Raw genomic sequence first — 16,462 nt, 5'->3', positions numbered from 1 at the left:
TCTACAAGATTGGAATCTATGAGAGGGGGACGTACAACTTGAGCAAGAGGGAGCGAGCGAAGTCGTTTTTGAAGACAAGAGCGCGGGGCTTGGAACGGGCTCTTTTTTCCTATGAGTTTGAGAACGGATCTGTGGGGGATGTTCTCGTAGAGCTGAAAGCGTATCAGAATGAGGACGGAGGGTTCGGGCACGGCTTGGAGCCGGACTTCCGTTGCGCGGCGTCGTCAGCGCTTGCGACGACGATCGGGTTGCAAGTGTTGGGCCGTCTGCCGGTCGATCACGAGAATGAGATGGTGCAGCAGGTCATCGGCTATCTGCTGACGACCTTGAATCGGGACAAACTGCTCTGGGAGATCGTGCCGCCGGAAGTGGAAAGCGCTCCGCGCGCGCCGTGGTGGACGTACAGCGCGAACCCCGAAGAATCATGGGGCTGGGGGAACCCGAGTGCGGAGATTCTCGGGCATCTGCATCGGTATGCGGAGTTGGTGCCTCCCGACTTGCTGGCGACGTTGACGGAGAAGGCCGTGGCGTACATCAATTCGGTGGAAAAAGAGAACTTCCACGAACTGCTGTGCTTCTTGCGATTGGAGGAGCGCCTGCCGCAAGCCTCCCAACGTCAAATCGAGAGCAAGATTCGCCGGTTGCTCGATGCGTGCGTGACGGTCGATCCGGAACAGTGGGCGACGTACTGCCTGCAACCGATCCAAGTCGCACCAAGCCCGCAATCTCGCCATTATCAGCAATTCGCAGACGTGTTGCCCGCCAACTTGGATTCGCTTCTGGAGAAGCAGACCCAAGAGGGAGTTTGGGAACCGGCGTGGGCGTGGGGCCAATTCGAAGAGACGTGGCCGCAAGCCAAACAGGACTGGTGCGGATGGTTGACGCTTGAGAACCTGCGGGTCTTGCGCGCGTATAGTCGGTAGAAAAAAAGGCATCCCATCGGGGACGCCTTTTTTTATTTCGTCCTATGACTTCTTGCCCGTGTCAAAGCGACCAAGTAGTACAAACGTAACAGATGACCCCCAAATGCATGGAAGCAAAGAGGAATATCCGACTATTCAATAGATCTGACCAGTTGGTTAAACTCAAATTATAAAGTAGAGAGACGAGAGGCAGATGGGAGTCATAAGGGTATGCATATAAAAGTCCGTGTATCGGACTTGGAAGTGAACCAAATTGTCGCGACGGACCTGTACTCCCCCGACGGCGTCTTGATGCTCGGGGCGGGAACCGTCTTGAATGAAACGCGCATCCAGCGCTTGCGAACGATGGGTGTCCTCGAAGTCTGGATCGAGCGTGAGAATACCCGAACGCTGAACCCGGGACGTCAACTGCTCAATCCGACGTTGATGTCCGGTTATGACCGCGCGGCCCGCGAGTTGGGCGCGCTTTTTGAAAGAGCAACGTCGAGCAAAAAAGTCGAGATCGTCGAAGTCATCGCCACGCTGCAACGCTTCGAAGAAGTTTGCGAGCCGGAGACCAATCCGTTTCGCATCTTCATCTCCTTGCTCACAGACGAGGACACGCTCGTTCATCACTCGATTCGTGTCGCGATGCTGAGCAAAAAACTCGGGGAGTGGATGGGGCTGGATGGAGATGCGTGCGAAGAGCTTCAACTCGCCGGCGCTCTGCATGATATCGGGAAAACGCAACTTCCCGCCGAACTGGTGCGCAAACAGGAGCGGTTGACCGACGCCGATATGATGCTGTACCAAACGCATCCGTCCCTCGGGTATGAAGTGTTGCAGAATTCCCGCTTGCCCGAGCGCATCGCGCTGGTCGCCAAGAACCACCACGAAACCCTCAACGGCCAAGGCTATCCGTACGGGTTGCGGGAGGAGGAGATCGATCTCTACTCCCGCATCGTCGCCGTCGCCAACGAGTTCGTCAACCTGACATCGCGAACGGCGCGCTATTGGAGCGTTTCTCTGTATAATGCACTGGATGAACTGAGTCAGATGTCCTTTGGCAAGTTGGACCCGCACTGCGTCTGGCAGCTCACGACGCATCTGAAAACATTTTTCATCGGCAATCTCGTAGAACTGAGCGACTCCACCACCGGACGGGTGGTGTATGTTTCGCCGTATCAAGTGACCAAGCCTCTAATTCGGACTGGCGACGTGTACCTCGACCTCACAGAATTGCGACATCTCAGCATCCGCCGCGTCCTTTCTTGGTGAAGGGAGAGAAACGCATTGACCACTCAATATCGTCCTCGCAAAGCCCGCCTGATGGCGTCGGGCAACACATTTTCGGAAAGTGTCTTTCTGTACTACCTGATTCGTTTGTACGACCAGACCAAACAATGCAGTGAAAAACCGGACATCGCCCGGTACATCAGCGAATACCCGAAAGTGAAACTCGAGTTGGAGCAGAGCGTGCTGGACACCGCCAGCTACTCCAAAAAACTCGGGTAAGCAAAACAGGCTCCCTCCTCTCCACCCTTGTCCCTTTCGACGACACCTCGCGCGGCATAGCATGAGGGGAAGGGAGGGGAAATGATGTCTAACAGATGGCGAAGCACAGCAAGACAATTTATGGGCCAGCCGATCGTCGTTCACCAACAGGATGGAAGTGTGTCCCAAGGAATTCTGCGCAAAGTCGATGAGCGCGGGGTACATCTTCAACCGATGGGCGGCGCACGGTACGCCTCGGTGATGAAACAAAAAGCACAGCCGGAAATCACCCAAGCACTCGCAACGGAATCGGACACCCCGGAGACCCAACAGGTCTTTTTCGCGGCGTGGTTTTTGATTGCGTTCGCGCTGATCGCAGGTCTTTATGCGTGGGGCGGTTACGGCGGCAGGTATGGGTATGGCGGTGGCTACGGGTACGGCGGCGGCTACGGTGTGGGGAGACCCGGACCGTATCGACGTGGTTGGTACTAGAAGCTTCATCACGAACTTTTCAGCCGGTACACGATTTTTGTGTATCGGCTATCGGTTTTTCTGACTTCTCCTCGTATACTACAGATAGAGCAGATAAATCGGAGAGAGAAAGCGGGTGTCTCTATGGAAGGGCAAGACGACGTCAAACACCAAGTCAAGGAATACTTCTCCAAGACCGCCGAGAATTATCTCGTCAAAGGGGAAGTCAAGGAACCGGACCTCCTGCACATGCTGCAGACGATTTCGTTCACTGGCCAAGAGCGGATGCTGGATATCGGCACGGCGACGGGACGAACGCTGATGACGTTCGCCCCGCACATCCGCGAGGGCATTGGGCTCGACTTGACCCCGGCGATGCTCGCGATTGCCGAGCGGGAAGCGAAAGCAGCGGGGCTTACCCATCTGTCTTGGCAAGAGGGCGATGTGGAAAACCTGCCGTTTGCCGACGGGTCGTTCGATCTGATCACGGCGCGCATCTGTGCCCATCACTTCCCGAACGTGCAACGCGCCGTCGAGGAGATGGCCCGCGTTTTGAAACCGGGCGGTCGTCTGATGATCGTCGACAATTACGCGCCGGAGCATGACGGAGGAGATGTTTTTATCAACGCCATTGAGATTCTGCGCGACAACTCGCACGTTCGGGAATGGAGGCTCAGCGAATGGAAGAGCTTCTATGAAAAAGCCGGACTGTCGTTCGTCGTCGACTTTGAGTACCGCACGTTCCATCCGCTGGGGGCTTGGACGCGCAAATCGCAGACCCCGTCCGACGTGGTGGCGCAGATTGAGCAGGACATCATCGCGGCGGCAAGCGACGAGAGCATTCGCGACATCTTCAACTTGAAGCAAAATCAGCAAGGGGAGTGGTCGTTCGACTTGCTCAAAGCGTTGATGGTCGGTGTGAAGAGGGAAAGTCCGTGAAAATGACGCGCTTGTTGTACGAATTTTTGATCCTGCTCGTTGTACTTACGTATGCCATCATCATTTTTGCAGATCCGAACGACCATCCGTTTTTGACCAAGAAATTCGTGCAAGAAGTGGATTATTGTATGATCGCGTTTTTCGGCGTGGAATATCTCGTTCGACTCTGGCGGTCTGAGAATCCCAAGAAGTTTATGGTGAGCAATTGGTTTGACTTGATCGCGATGATTCCGTTTGACATGCATTTTCAGTTGGCGCGGGTGATGCGCTTGATTCGACTGATTCGAATCTTAAAAGCGTCGCCGCTGCTGTGGAGTGTGGTGTCGTCCAAACAGATGCGGATGATCATGATCTTCATGCTGGTGATCGTGGCCTGGAGTTCTGTGGGCATTCTGTTGTTGGAGTCGGGGCACAACCGAGGCATTCAAGACTACGGCGATGCCATTTGGTGGGCAATCGTGACGATGACCACCGTGGGGTATGGCGATGTGTCTCCGACAACGGAGGGCGGGCGAATCATCGCGGTGTTTCTCATGTTTACCGGCATCGGCTTGATCGGTACGTTCACGGCGAATCTCGCCAACCATTGGGTGGGGTTCTCCTATCCGTCACAAGGGACCGGAGAGCCGGAGCGAGACGAGAACCGCGTGCGCGACCAGATGAAAAACGCCGCCTTGCAATGGCTGTACCGCATTGAAACCCTCACCGACCAAGAGTATCGCCAACTGCTGAGCGTCATGGAAGCGTTGCGCGAAGGAGACAGACCGGACGGGAAAGACAAAGATAAGCACAAACCGGCTTGAGTACGAGCGGACAGAAGCGAAAAAACACCCGCCCCAAGAGGGGAGCGGGTGTTTTTTTGACTGCATCTAGAGGAGAACGTCCAACAATATTTCAATACCTGTCGTTGTCTCCAGGTCGGTCGTTGTTCCCGGGTCTGTCGTTGTCTCCGGGTCTGTCGTCGTCTCCGGATCCGTCGTGGTTCCCGGATCGGTCGGTTCGCTGGGGTCCGGGGGCAGAATCATCGGGTTCGGCGGTGCCCAGTCCGCTTGTTTCGAGGTGTGAAGATGAGTCCCAAAAGCGAGCAGGATCGCAAGGGCGGTCAGGGATGCAAGTAGTTTTTTCATGGGTGCTAGTCCCTCCTTTGGAACAAATCCTCAAAAGATGAAGAATCTTGGTCCGTTTGTAAATAGTACTGAAAATACGTCATGACCGCAAGCGAATCGCCATGTTCAGAATAATGCTTCATTAAATACTTATATCCGGACGCCTTCCATTCACGTTCGACGATCTCCATCGCCAGAACGTCTCCCAAAGCTTTGAGATCCTCCGACTTGTACGCATGTAGCAAGTAGAGGTACGCCAACACTTGGGGTCGCTTGTGTAATTCCGGCTCGTGCTCTTGAATCAATCTCATCGCCGATTCCAGTTCTCCGAGGTGAATCCGCGCTTTGATCAACATCTCCACAGCTTTGATTCGAAACGGACTGTCCGCGGCGAGTTCGTGCAACGCCGATTCCAAGGAGGAGTCGGCAGCTTGCAGTTCGCCGGTCAGGTATTGCACGCGCCCGAGGTTGTAATAGCCGCGGCCGATATATTCCCGATTATCAGTTTCACGGTAAGCGGTCAAGGACTTTTGGAACAGCCGCTTGGCGTCGTCTAACTGCCCCAGTTCGTACTGTGCGACTGCACTGGCAAAAAACGTGGAACCCGCTTTCACAGGATCATCCCATGAGAAGCTCTCGACCCGTTTTAACAAGTCGGCCAGCCCGCTGTACTCCTTGCGAACCGTGTAGGTGATGGAAAGGTTATGTGTGAAACGGTACATGCGCTCCGAGTCTTGATACAATTCAAAAACCGGTTCATAGAGGCGGTAGGACTTCAAAAACGCTTCATGCGCTTCTTCCAACTTACCGGCCGCATAATACGCTCTGCCCAGCAGGCAGTATGCATCGGCCCGCTCTGTCGCCCCCAGTGACAGTGCGGCCAATTCTTCCGCTACCAAAACGGTTTCTTCAGAAGCCCCCTGCGACTGAAGAAGTTCGTGCAAGCGTTCCAACCGCTCTTGCGTGTCCTCACGCGTCAACCGTTCAACGGTGATGCCAAGCCCCTTGGCGATCTGTTCCAGATCTTCCGGGCTTGGAACGACTGCGCTTTGCAGGATGGAGACGAGACGATGCGGGTTGAAGCGAATGCGGTTGGCAAAGAACCCAACCAGATACGCTGCGCCCTTTTCCTCTAAAATCTCTTGAATCCGACGACCGAGGGGGATAGGATCCCTCGTTTCGTTCGATGTTGCACTTGCTGTCATATGGTTCACCCCCCTGTTACTGTGACATATCCGCGTGTCGAATTCAATAGGATTTTGTCGAATGAAAAATGGGTTTACGAGATGTATGCACGGCAGGCTTCGGCGGTACTATAACGGGCGGGGAGGGATGTCCAATGGCACTCAAAGTGGATCCGAACAAAAACGACAACACGTACAACCCGAACACTCCGTACCCGCAACGCCCGCAAGAACTCGCGAAAAGCAAGAACAAAGCGCGCAACAAGTAAGGTGGAAAGTCCCTGCTTGCAAGTCGGCAGGGACTTTACCAAAAACTGGTACGCATGTAAACCCTCCTCGGTGGCATTCTAAAGACACAATCACAGAGAGGAGGTGACACACACAATGGCTAACAACAACAGCGGATCGAATCAAATCCTCGTCAACGGCGCTTCTCAAGCTCTTGACCAAATGAAGTACGAAATCGCGTCCGAATTCGGCGTGAACCTCGGTGGTGAAACCCCGTCCCGTCTGAACGGTTCGGTTGGTGGTGAAATCACCAAGCGTCTGGTGGCGTATGCAGAGCAAGCTCTGTCCGGCCGTCGCTAATCGCACTTTTTCCTAACTGAATAGCTAGGCGTTGCACAAAAAATTCGGCAAGGGGACATTCCCTTATAATGCGAATCCCCCTTGCCTCAAAACTCAACGGAGGTGGCCTCACATGGCAAACAACAGCGGATCCCGTAACGAACTTCTGGTAAACGGTGCACAACAAGCTCTGGACCAAATGAAGTACGAAATTGCTTCCGAATTCGGCGTGAACCTGGGTGGCGAAACTCCGTCCCGCCTGAACGGTTCCGTCGGCGGCGAAATCACCAAGCGCATGGTGGCGTACGCGGAGCAAGCTCTGTCCGGCCAACAACGCTAACCATTCGTTTGAAGAAAGACTCGGGCCCGTCTGGGCTCGGGTCTTTTTTCACCCCTGCGGCAAGCTCAGAAATTCCTCGGATTTCCAGATAAAAAGCATGCATGAAACGGAGCAAGCGAACCATACTAACCTCACAACCACACAAGGAGGTGACACACAGTGGCAAACAACGGAAATCGTAACGACGTACTGGTAAACGGCGCGCAACAAGCTCTGGACCAAATGAAGTACGAAATCGCTTCCGAGTTCGGCGTCAACCTGGGTGGTGAAACTCCTTCCCGTCTCAACGGGTCGGTCGGCGGTGAAATCACGAAGCGCCTCGTAGCCTACGCAGAACAGGCTCTGAGCGGCCGTCGCTAACCGAAAGTGGTCAAGCACAAAAAATTCATATCCCATATAGGAGGTAGATCAAATGTCTAACAACAGCGGATCCAACCAAGTTCTCGTCAACGGTGCTCAAAAAGCTCTGGACCAAATGAAGTACGAAATCGCTTCTGAGTTCGGTGTAAACCTTGGCGGTGAAACGGCTTCCCGTCTGAACGGTTCCGTCGGTGGCGAAATCACCAAGCGTCTGGTTGCCTTCGCAGAACAAGCTCTCTCCGGCGGTCAACGCTAAAAACTTCATAGACTAAACTCAGAGCCTCCCTGCTAGGGGAGGCTCTTTCCTTATCGTTCAGAGGCGGTCAGAAGGAGCGTGACCGAAGTTGACTCTCTCCGTGCTTCCGTTACAATTAAGAGACGATTTTCAACTAGTGACGGAGGTTGTACATTCATGAGCCAACTTACCTCGGCAGCTTCGATCGTTAAGGGATTGAATCCTGAGCAAAAACTTGCCGTCGAGACTACGGAAGGCCCGCTATTGATCTTGGCAGGGGCCGGCTCCGGCAAGACCAGTGTCATGACGCGCCGCATCGCGTATCTGATGCATGAGCGCGGTGTCGCACCTTTTAACATCTTGGCGATCACCTTCACGAACAAGGCCGCCAAAGAGATGAACGAGCGGATTCAAAAACTGGTCGGCGACAAAGCGGAAGACTTGTGGATGTCCACGTTCCACTCGATGTGCGTGCGCATCCTCCGCAGAGAAGCCGAGCGGATTGGTTACAAAAACTCATTTACGATTCTCGACCCGGACGACCAAGTGTCTGCGATCAAGCAATCGATGCTCGACTTGAACCTCGACATCAAGAAATTTGACCCCAACCAAATTCAATGGAGAATCTCCGCTGCGAAAAACGAACTTCAAACGCCGGACGACTTCGCCAAAATTGCAGGCAGCCGTCTGCAGGACATCGCGGCGTCGCAAGTGTACCGCGTCTACCAACGCAAACTCCAAGACTGCAACGCGATGGACTTCGACGATTTGATCATGAAAACGGTCGAATTGTTCGAGACCCAGCCGGACGTGTTGGAGACGTATCAGGACAAGTTCGTCTACATCCATGTCGACGAATACCAAGATACGAACCGCGCGCAATACAAAATGGTCAAACTGCTGGCCTCCAAGTACCGCAATCTCTGCGTCGTCGGGGACGGGGACCAAGCGATCTACGCATGGCGCGGGGCGGACATCTCGAACATCTTGAACTTTGAGAAGGACTACCCGGAAGCGACGATTATCAAATTGGAGCAGAACTATCGCTCGACGTCCACGATTCTCGACGCAGCCAACGCCGTCATCCGCCACAACCAGAACCGCAAGGACAAAGCGCTCTGGTCTGCCAAGGGCCAAGGGGACAAGATCGCGATCTACCAAGCGCTCGACCAAGAGGACGAGGCGCAATACATCGTCCAACAAGTCCAAAACCATGTGGCCAACCGCGGCAAGTACAGCGACTGTACCGTCCTGTACCGTGCCAATGCGATGTCCCGCGTGATCGAGGAAGCGTTTTTACAAGTGCCGATTCCCTACAAGATCCTCGGCGGCTATACGTTCTACGACCGTCGTGAGATCAAGGACATCATGGCGTATTTGAAGTGTTTGACCAATATGGAGGACGAGATTTCGTTGCTTCGTATCATTAATACACCGAAGCGTTCCATCGGCAACGGGACGGTTCAGAAGCTCTTGAATTTTGCGCACGACGAAGACCTGACCCTGCTCGATGCGATGGGTCGGCCGGAAGACAACGGTCTGCCGGAGAAAACCGCGCAAACCTGCAAAGAATTCTACGATATGATGAAGTACCTGCATCTCTGCCAAGAGGGATTGTCGGTGTCGGAGTATCTCGAAGAAGTGCTGGAGAAAACCAACTACCGCCAGATGTACGCCATCTCCAACAAGGAAGAGGACCAGATGCGTCTGGAGAACATCGAAGAGATGTTCTCGATCACTAAGTCGTTCGACCGCCGTCGCAGAGGTTCCGTTGCGGACTTCCTCGCCGAAGTTTCCTTGCTCTCCGATAATGACAAGGACAAGAACGAAACGGAAGACGCGGTGATGATGATGTCCTTGCACGCCTCCAAAGGGCTGGAATTCCCAACGGTCTTCATCGTCGGCTGTGAAGAGACGATCTTCCCGCATATGCGGTCGATGGATTCGCCGGCGGGCATCGAAGAGGAGCGCAACTTGGCGTATGTCGGGATTACCCGTGCCAAGGAGAGACTCCACATGTCGTACTGCTCGGAGCGGACATTGTTCGGCAACACGTCGCGCAACGATCCGTCGCGGTTCCTCGATGAGATTCCCGAGGATTTCAAAGAGACGATTCTCGGAACCAACGACGTGCCGGATGCGGAATGGAAAGTCGGCAACTATGTGACCCACCCGCAGTTTGGACAGGGGATCATCCTCGACAAACGGGGGGCCGAAGAGACGCTCGAACTCACGATCATGTTCCACGTCAAGATCGGCGAACGCAAGGTCTTGCCGCGCTTCACGAGGTTGAAAAAAGCATAGACAGAACGAAGCCCAGCCTCGGCTGGGCTTTTTTTGCCCTTTGAAATTTTTCTAAAAAAGAGTATTGTCAAAACACTCTGTAACTGATATAGTTTGATCGTAGTCAAATATTGCAGAAAAATTACAGAGAGATTACGTGTCTGTTACGTTCTATATCGAAAAGGGGGAACTTTTCCATGAAATCTAAAAACTGGCTGAACGTGGGTCTTGCACTCACCATGCTGGCTTCTGTTGCACTCGTAGGTTGCGGTAGCAGCGACTCTTCTTCCAACGGCTCCTCGACCAAAGACGGTCAAGCGGATGCTACCCAAGAACTCAACCTCGCACTCGGCGATGAAATCCCGACCATGGACTTGTCCAAGGCGACCAATACGTATTCCTTCACCCTGTTTGCAAACATCAACGAAGGTCTGACCCGTCTGGACAAAGACGGCAAAGCACAACCGGCTCTTGCTGAGAAGTGGGAAGTTTCCCCGGACTCCAAAACCTACACCTTCCATATCCGCGACGGTCTGAAATGGTCCAACGGCGACCCGGTCACCGCGAAGGACTTCGAATATTCCTGGAAGCGCACCCTCGACCCGAAAACGGCAGCCGAGTACGCATTCATGGTTGCTTGGGTCAAAGGCGGAGACGCTTTCAACCAAGGCAAGGGCACTGCTGACGAAGTCGGCGTAAAAGCGACCGACGACAAGACCCTCGTCGTCAACTTGGAGAACCCGGTTCCGTTCTTCGCAGAACAGATGGCGTTCCCGATCTTCTTCGCACAAAACGAGAAGTTCGTAACCGCAGCCGGCGACAAAAACGGCGCTGACGCTGACAAAGTCCTCTCCAACGGTCCGTTCAAGATGACCGGTTGGGTTCACGAGCAATCGGCAACCATCGAGAAAAACGAAACCTACTGGGATGCTTCCAAAGTTAAGCTGAAAAAAGTCAACTTCCAAGTTGTCAAAGACTCCAACGCGGCGCTCAACCTGTACGAATCCGGCCAACTCGATCGTACCGGCCTCGTTCGCGACCAAGTTGACAACTACAAGGACAAACCGGAATACGGCATCCAACCGGAGCTAACCACCGGTTACATCCAATACAACCAAAAAATCCCGGCTCTGCAAAACACCAAGATTCGCCAAGCACTGACCTATGCAGTTGACGGCGACCAATACGCGGACGTTGTTTACCACAACGGTACCGTTGGCGCTACCGGCTACACCCCGAAGGGGATCTCCAACGGCCAAGGCGGCGACTTCACCAAGGACGTCGGCGACTTGATCAACCGCAAAGAAAACAAATCCAAAGCAAAACAACTGCTCGCAGACGGTCTCAAAGAAGCCGGCCTGTCCGAGTTCCCGAAACTCAAGTTGCTCTCCGACGACGGTGACGTCGGTAAGAAATCGACCGAGTTCCTCAAGGAACAATGGCGTCAAAACCTCGGCATCGATGTCGAGATCGAGACCGTTCCGTACAAACTGCGTCTGCAACGTTCCCACTCGCATGACTTCGACATGGTCGTTTCCCTGTGGGGCGCTGACTACAACGACCCGATGACCTTCCTCGACATGTTCGTCACCGGCGGTTCCTTCAACGATCCGCAATGGAGCAACGCGTCCTATGACGACCTGATCAAGAAAGGCAAGGCAGAGGGCGACCCGAAAAAACGTATGTCCTACCTGTACGATGCAGAGAAGCTCCTGATGAAGGAAATGCCGATCGGCCCGCTGTACTTCCGTGCGCGTGCATTCGTTATCAAGCCGTACGTCAAAGACTTCCTGCCGCGCGTATACGGTCCGGACTACGAACTCAAAGAAACCTACATCCAAGGCAAGTAATTCCTTGGTTCACACAAAAAGTCGCCCGCAGCTCATGCGGGCGGCTTTTTTTTTGCTAGATCATGACGATGACCGGGTTCTCGTACCAAGACTGCAAGGCGGTCTGCAAGTGATCGGGCGTCGAGAACGTCTCGGTGCGTCCGTGTTCGTTTGTGAAGGTGATCTGAGACCCGCGGGCATCCACGGTGTAGATCTGCCCGTCGATGGAGAGCTGAAACAACTCTCGGTCCTGTAGGCGCTGCTCCAAGTCCTGCATCCAATCCATCCGCAAAACCTCCTTTGCCTGTAGTGTGTCTCGAAACGTTCTATTTTACAACTTTGTGACGTAAAGTGTTGGTAGAAGATCACTTTGAGTGGATATTTCACTCAGCACTTACAGGGTTTCATCTTTTTTTAAAGGGTTGATTTACCCGCTTGTCCATGCTATATTGTCGTTGTAGACGAAATAGTCGCAAAAAACAGAAAAGAGACAATTTTTAGGGGGTTCGATTAAAGATGAAAGCAAAGAAGTGGTTGGGTATTGGCGTAGCAGTAACCATGCTCTCCAGCGTAGCGCTGGTAGGTTGCGGCTCCGATGACAAGGCAAGCACGAACACCGGTGACAGCACCAAAGCGGCAGAAGCTCAAGAGATCAACCTGGCTCTCGCTGACGAGATCCCGTCTCTGGACTCCTCCAAAGCTACTGACAACATTGCATTCAACATGCTGGGTCAAGTTATGGAAGGCCTGACCCGTCTTGATAAATCGGGTAAAGCAGTACCGGGCGTTGCGAAAGACTGGAAAGTCTCCGACGACGGCCTGACCTACACCTTCAACCTGCGTGACGACTCGAAATGGTCGGACGGCACCAACGTAACCGCGAAAGACTTCGAGTACGCGTGGAAGCGCACCCTCGATCCGAAAACCGCATCCCAATACGCATTCATGCTCGCATGGGTCAAAGGCGGCGACGCTTACAACCAAGGCAAAGGCACCGCTGACGAAGTCGGCGTAAAAGCGAAGGATGACAAGACCCTCGTCGTAACCCTTGAGCATCCGGTTCCGTTCTTCGCAGAACAAATGTCCTTCCCGCTCTTCTACCCGCAGAAGAAGGAATTCGTCGAAAGCAAAGCTGACAAGTACGGCGGCGACGCAGACAAAGTTCTGTTCAACGGGCCGTTCAAAATGACCTCTTGGGTGCATGAGCAATCCGCAACCCTCGAGAAAAACGACAACTACTGGGACAAAGGCTCCGTCAAGCTGACCAAGGCGAACTACCAAGTCGTCAAGGATTCCGGCGCACTGGAAAACCTGTACCAAGCGGGTCAACTCGACCGTATCGCCCTCGTTCGCGATCAAATCGACCGTTACAAAGACTCCAAAGAATTCGGCACCGTGCCGGAGTTGACCAACGGTTACTTCCAATATAACGAGAAAAACAAACTCTTCACCAACGCAAAAGTCCGCAAAGCGCTGACCTACGCGGTAGACGGCGACCAATACGCTGACATCGTGTACCACAACGGTACCAAAGGCGCGACCGGCTTCGTTCCGACCGGCACCTCCAACGGCAACGGCGGCGACTTCCGCGCTGACAACGGCGACCTGATCAAGCGCAAAGAAAACGCTGCGAAAGCGAAAGACCTGCTCGCAGAAGGCCTGAAAGAACTCGGCATGACCTCGTTCCCGGCTACCAAGATGCTGTCTGACGATGGTGACGTCTCCAAGAAAGCGTCCGAGTTCATCAAAGAACAATGGCGCCAAAACCTCGGCATCGACGTCGAAGTCGAGAACGTTCCGTTCAAACTGCGCCTGAAGCGCACCACCGACCGTGACTACGATATCGTCGTTTCCCTGTGGGGTGCAGACTACAACGACCCGATGACCTTCCTCGACATGTGGGTTACCGGCGGCGACTTCAACGAAAACGGCTACTCCAACGCGAAATACGATGATCTCATCCACTCCGCGCAGAAGGAAGCTGATCCGAAGAAGCGCATGCAGTCGATGTACGACGCTGAGAAAATCCTCATGGAAGATATGCCGGTTGGCCCGATCTTCTTCCGCGCATCTGCGGTTCTCACCAAGCCGTACGTCAAAGGCTGGGTCACCCACGTTTCCGCTCCGTCGTCCGACCTCAAGGGCGTTTCTATCGAAGGCAAGAACTAATTTTCACCGAAAAGAAACCCTCCGCCAAGCGCGAGGGTTTCTTTTTTTGTATACTGGAGTCGGAGGTGTGAGGCATTGGTAGTAAAAGTATCGTTGAAGATGAAGGACGGTTCCGTCCAGAAGGCGCGCGTTACCGATTGCGACTCGGTCGAAGAAGCGCTCTCGTTTATGAAAGAGATGCGCCCGGGCGTTGTCGAAGCGTATGAAGGTTGGGAAGTTGCAGAGGAGTATGAAAAAAAGGCACCCTAAACTCAAGGGTGCCTTTCTGCGACTTAAATGTTTCGGTTGAGTCAAATTATTTCAGAAGTTCCCTGATTTTAACAGGTTTCGGAAATCGAAATGTAGAATAGTACCTGAGAATCATTTCCTTCGTCGAAACGTTCTAACTGTCAGAGAACTTACATAAAGGTAGGAAAAACGTTCGCTCGAAGAGGACGGGGTGAGAGTGAGAATGGTAAAAGCCAAGGCGTGGTACCGCATGGGGTATCTGTTTGAGGTGGTCCTGATCACGGCGGGTCTGATTGTTCTGTTGCAGCATCCGTTCCATCTCACGGCGAACAGCTGGCTTCTCTATCTGTTCGGCACAGCTTTGATGGCTCTGTCGGTCGTGTTTCCGGTCACGTTGCCTTCGATGTTGATTTCGCTGGAGTTGGTGTTTACGTTCTACTTCGTGATGACGTATGACATCGCGACGGCGCTGTGGGTGAATTTCTTGGGTGAGTTGGTGGGGACGCTGTTGTTGGCCCACAAGTCGCGCAAGATGGCGATCTTCACCAATCCGGCGTTGAAAGTGATCTGTCTGATGGCGGGGTATCTCGCGTACTCGCTCGTAGAGCCGGTGCTTCTGGCGAACAACATGGAGTATGGCTCGAAGGTTGTGAAGCTGTTCATCGTCGGGATTGTGTTTTTTGTCTTCAATCATCTGATCATTCACGTGAATTTGTTTTTGCGACAGAGGCACTTTTCGATTCGTACGGGTTTGAACGCGGTGATGTGGGAATCGTTCATCTATCTCGCGGTGTTTCCGCTGGCGATGCTCGGGGACCTGTTGGAGCGGCACCTGGGCGCGTATACGTTGCTGGTGATCGCGGTGCCTGTGGCGGCCGTTACCAGCGTCATCCGCACCGTCTCCCACTTGCAGTGGTCGAACCGCGTCAACTACGCCTGCATTCAGTTGAGCATGGCGAAAGACCTCTCGACGATCTACCAGAAAACGTTTCACATCGCGCATGACCTCACCGACGCACGACAAGTGATGCTGCTCAAGAAACTCCCGGACGGGTCGTACCAAGGCTTGGACGACCGCGACGAGGTACTGGTGGAGAACGTCCGTCACGAGTTGCTGGAACGAGCGATTCGAGAGCGCAACGTCATCTCCGTGCCCAAGGTCAAAGGGAGTCTCGAATTGTTCCCGGACTGGGAGGCACGCTCCTACATCCTCGTGCCGCTGGTGGGCAAGACGGAAGTGTTCGGCGTCATCTGCATGGGAAAGCCGCACTCGTTTGGCTTTAAGCAAGATCATCAGAAGCAGTTGGGTTTTTTGGCAAACCAAGTCTCGATCATTCTCGACCGCAACCATATCTATGAAGAATTGGAGCGGGCCGCGATCATCAACCAGTTGACGGGGTTGTACAACTACCAATATTTTTACGAGCAATTGGACTGTCAGTTCCAACAGGCGAAGACCACCGGAGAAGACTTATGCTTGATCATCTTTGATATCGACTATTTTAAGAAGTATAATGATATCTATGGGCATATTGTCGGCGATGAGGTGTTGCGCCAAGTCGCGATGATCGCCAAGTCGGTCTGTGTACAACATGGTGTCTTGCTCGCCCGTTACGGCGGCGAGGAGTTTGTGGCAATCGGTCGGATGACGATGACACAAGCTTATGAACTCGGAGAGGAAGTCCGTCGGAAGATCCAAGACCATCAGTTCGTCTACCAAGAACACACGGTCAAGAACATCACGATATCGGTCGGCATCGCTCATTTGCAAGAGCATGATGCGCTGTCGCCGAGCGATCTGTTGGAGAAGGCTGACCAGTCGCTGTACTGGGGAGCCAAGGAGATGGGGCGCAACCGGGTAGCGGTGTACAGTTCGGAGTTCGACCAGCGTTTGTTCGTCGATGCGTTGACCGGACTGCACACGATTCACTACCTGCGCCGCAAACTGCGCTCGCTCTGTGAGAACCAGACCCACTTTCCCATGCATTTCCTCTTGGTCGACATCCTGGGCATGCGGACGATCAACGATCAGTACGGTTTCGAAGTCGGCAACCGTGTGCTGATCGACGTGTCCTATCTCTTGAAGAACACGATGCGCGGAGATGACTTGATCTGCCGCTATATGGACGATGAGTTTCTCGTCGTCGTCAAAGGCATCCCCGAGTGCGATCTCGGGATCATCTCGAAACGGATTCACGAAGCGTTCGCCAAGCATTCCTTCCACCATGTCGGGCACGTCGCAATCGATCTGACGGTGGTGACGCTTGGCAGCGCGGACGAAGAGCCGGTGTTGTTGGAACGCATCGACACGGCGCGTCGCAGTTATTCAGGAAAACAAATAGTGTGAATGTTGCG

General features: G+C 53.6%; 18 protein-coding genes. 15 read left to right on the top strand and 3 right to left on the bottom strand.

Annotated features, from left to right (window positions below; genetic code table 11):
• The first annotated feature begins 38 nt into the window (after positions 1 to 38).
• The 6 genes from JJB07_RS15750 (at position 39) to JJB07_RS15725 (ending at position 4,609) form a co-directional block, all read left to right on the top strand.
• A complete protein-coding gene (locus tag JJB07_RS15750; protein ID WP_236588132.1) occupies positions 39 to 923 on the top strand; it encodes a hypothetical protein in 885 nt (294 codons plus the stop codon).
• 210 nt (positions 924 to 1,133) lie between these two features.
• Complete coding sequence (locus JJB07_RS15745; protein WP_201636699.1) at positions 1,134 to 2,180, top strand: HD-GYP domain-containing protein; 1,047 nt, start codon at positions 1,134 to 1,136, stop codon at positions 2,178 to 2,180.
• A 15-nt stretch (positions 2,181 to 2,195) separates the two neighbouring features.
• Positions 2,196 to 2,417, top strand: coding sequence for a hypothetical protein (locus tag JJB07_RS15740; RefSeq protein ID WP_201636697.1), 222 nt, complete (start codon positions 2,196 to 2,198; stop codon positions 2,415 to 2,417).
• Between the two features lie 84 nt (positions 2,418 to 2,501).
• Entirely contained in the window at positions 2,502 to 2,888 is a 387-nt protein-coding gene (locus tag JJB07_RS15735) for a hypothetical protein (protein WP_201636695.1), read from the top strand.
• A 123-nt stretch (positions 2,889 to 3,011) separates the two neighbouring features.
• A complete protein-coding gene (locus tag JJB07_RS15730) occupies positions 3,012 to 3,806 on the top strand; it encodes a class I SAM-dependent methyltransferase (protein ID WP_201636693.1) in 795 nt (264 codons plus the stop codon).
• A 2-nt stretch (positions 3,807 to 3,808) separates the two neighbouring features.
• The gene (locus JJB07_RS15725) at positions 3,809 to 4,609 is read left to right on the top strand and encodes an ion transporter (RefSeq protein WP_236588159.1); all 801 of its coding nucleotides are present in this window, start codon (positions 3,809 to 3,811) and stop codon (positions 4,607 to 4,609) included.
• A gap of 66 nt (positions 4,610 to 4,675) precedes the next feature.
• On the opposite strand, the gene JJB07_RS15720 is transcribed toward JJB07_RS15725, so the two are convergent.
• Both JJB07_RS15720 and JJB07_RS15715 read right to left on the bottom strand, forming a co-directional pair.
• Positions 4,676 to 4,933, bottom strand: a complete 258-nt coding sequence (locus JJB07_RS15720; protein WP_201636689.1) for a hypothetical protein — start codon at positions 4,931 to 4,933, stop codon at positions 4,676 to 4,678.
• Positions 4,934 to 4,938: 5 nt separating this feature from the next.
• Positions 4,939 to 6,117 (bottom strand): tetratricopeptide repeat protein, encoded by a 1,179-nt coding sequence (locus JJB07_RS15715; protein ID WP_201636687.1) that lies wholly within the window; start codon positions 6,115 to 6,117, stop codon positions 4,939 to 4,941.
• Between the two features lie 363 nt (positions 6,118 to 6,480).
• Between JJB07_RS15715 and JJB07_RS15710 the strand changes: the two genes are divergently transcribed.
• From JJB07_RS15710 to JJB07_RS15685, 6 genes are all read left to right on the top strand, one after another.
• Positions 6,481 to 6,684, top strand: coding sequence for an alpha/beta-type small acid-soluble spore protein (locus JJB07_RS15710; RefSeq protein WP_201636685.1), 204 nt, complete (start codon positions 6,481 to 6,483; stop codon positions 6,682 to 6,684).
• A 112-nt stretch (positions 6,685 to 6,796) separates the two neighbouring features.
• Complete coding sequence (locus JJB07_RS15705; protein WP_201636683.1) at positions 6,797 to 7,003, top strand: alpha/beta-type small acid-soluble spore protein; 207 nt, start codon at positions 6,797 to 6,799, stop codon at positions 7,001 to 7,003.
• 159 nt (positions 7,004 to 7,162) lie between these two features.
• Positions 7,163 to 7,363: a small, acid-soluble spore protein, alpha/beta type gene (locus tag JJB07_RS15700; protein ID WP_201636681.1), complete on the top strand. Its 201-nt coding sequence runs from the start codon at positions 7,163 to 7,165 to the stop codon at positions 7,361 to 7,363.
• Positions 7,364 to 7,415: 52 nt separating this feature from the next.
• Complete coding sequence (locus JJB07_RS15695; RefSeq protein ID WP_201636679.1) at positions 7,416 to 7,619, top strand: alpha/beta-type small acid-soluble spore protein; 204 nt, start codon at positions 7,416 to 7,418, stop codon at positions 7,617 to 7,619.
• Between the two features lie 156 nt (positions 7,620 to 7,775).
• Entirely contained in the window at positions 7,776 to 9,902 is a 2,127-nt protein-coding gene (pcrA, locus tag JJB07_RS15690; protein ID WP_201636677.1) for a DNA helicase PcrA, read from the top strand.
• A 176-nt stretch (positions 9,903 to 10,078) separates the two neighbouring features.
• Positions 10,079 to 11,731 (top strand): peptide ABC transporter substrate-binding protein, encoded by a 1,653-nt coding sequence (locus JJB07_RS15685; protein ID WP_201636675.1) that lies wholly within the window; start codon positions 10,079 to 10,081, stop codon positions 11,729 to 11,731.
• 55 nt (positions 11,732 to 11,786) lie between these two features.
• Here the strand turns inward: JJB07_RS15685 and JJB07_RS15680 are convergent, their stop codons facing one another.
• A complete protein-coding gene (locus JJB07_RS15680) occupies positions 11,787 to 11,996 on the bottom strand; it encodes a hypothetical protein (protein WP_201636673.1) in 210 nt (69 codons plus the stop codon).
• A 230-nt stretch (positions 11,997 to 12,226) separates the two neighbouring features.
• Between JJB07_RS15680 and JJB07_RS15675 the strand changes: the two genes are divergently transcribed.
• The 3 genes from JJB07_RS15675 (at position 12,227) to JJB07_RS15665 (ending at position 16,454) form a co-directional block, all read left to right on the top strand.
• A complete protein-coding gene (locus JJB07_RS15675) occupies positions 12,227 to 13,879 on the top strand; it encodes a peptide ABC transporter substrate-binding protein (protein WP_201636671.1) in 1,653 nt (550 codons plus the stop codon).
• Between the two features lie 75 nt (positions 13,880 to 13,954).
• Positions 13,955 to 14,128, top strand: coding sequence for a hypothetical protein (locus tag JJB07_RS15670; protein WP_201636669.1), 174 nt, complete (start codon positions 13,955 to 13,957; stop codon positions 14,126 to 14,128).
• A gap of 202 nt (positions 14,129 to 14,330) precedes the next feature.
• Positions 14,331 to 16,454 carry a sensor domain-containing diguanylate cyclase gene (locus JJB07_RS15665; RefSeq protein WP_236588157.1) on the top strand — a complete coding sequence of 708 codons (2,124 nt, stop codon included), beginning with the start codon at positions 14,331 to 14,333 and terminating at the stop codon, positions 16,452 to 16,454.
• Positions 16,455 to 16,462: the final 8 nt, after the last annotated feature.

The sequence above is a fragment of the Tumebacillus amylolyticus genome (assembly GCF_016722965.1).
GTDB classification, from domain to species: Bacteria; Bacillota; Bacilli; order Tumebacillales; family Tumebacillaceae; genus Tumebacillus; species Tumebacillus amylolyticus.
The sequence above is the reverse complement of the archived record's forward strand: the minus strand, read 5'-3'. Positions and strand labels throughout refer to the sequence as shown.

Coding starts and splice junctions, on each gene's coding strand:
- JJB07_RS15675 (WP_201636671.1), top strand. CDS start 12,227: ATGAAAGCAAAGAAGTGGTTGGGTATTGGCGTAGCAGTAACCATGCTC.
- JJB07_RS15745 (WP_201636699.1), top strand. CDS start 1,134: ATGCATATAAAAGTCCGTGTATCGGACTTGGAAGTGAACCAAATTGTC.
- JJB07_RS15680 (WP_201636673.1), bottom strand. CDS start 11,996: ATGGATTGGATGCAGGACTTGGAGCAGCGCCTACAGGACCGAGAGTTG.
- JJB07_RS15735 (WP_201636695.1), top strand. CDS start 2,502: ATGTCTAACAGATGGCGAAGCACAGCAAGACAATTTATGGGCCAGCCG.
- pcrA (WP_201636677.1), top strand. CDS start 7,776: ATGAGCCAACTTACCTCGGCAGCTTCGATCGTTAAGGGATTGAATCCT.
- JJB07_RS15695 (WP_201636679.1), top strand. CDS start 7,416: ATGTCTAACAACAGCGGATCCAACCAAGTTCTCGTCAACGGTGCTCAA.
- JJB07_RS15685 (WP_201636675.1), top strand. CDS start 10,079: ATGAAATCTAAAAACTGGCTGAACGTGGGTCTTGCACTCACCATGCTG.
- JJB07_RS15665 (WP_236588157.1), top strand. CDS start 14,331: ATGGTAAAAGCCAAGGCGTGGTACCGCATGGGGTATCTGTTTGAGGTG.
- JJB07_RS15710 (WP_201636685.1), top strand. CDS start 6,481: ATGGCTAACAACAACAGCGGATCGAATCAAATCCTCGTCAACGGCGCT.
- JJB07_RS15705 (WP_201636683.1), top strand. CDS start 6,797: ATGGCAAACAACAGCGGATCCCGTAACGAACTTCTGGTAAACGGTGCA.
- JJB07_RS15725 (WP_236588159.1), top strand. CDS start 3,809: ATGACGCGCTTGTTGTACGAATTTTTGATCCTGCTCGTTGTACTTACG.
- JJB07_RS15720 (WP_201636689.1), bottom strand. CDS start 4,933: ATGAAAAAACTACTTGCATCCCTGACCGCCCTTGCGATCCTGCTCGCT.
- JJB07_RS15730 (WP_201636693.1), top strand. CDS start 3,012: ATGGAAGGGCAAGACGACGTCAAACACCAAGTCAAGGAATACTTCTCC.
- JJB07_RS15715 (WP_201636687.1), bottom strand. CDS start 6,117: ATGACAGCAAGTGCAACATCGAACGAAACGAGGGATCCTATCCCCCTC.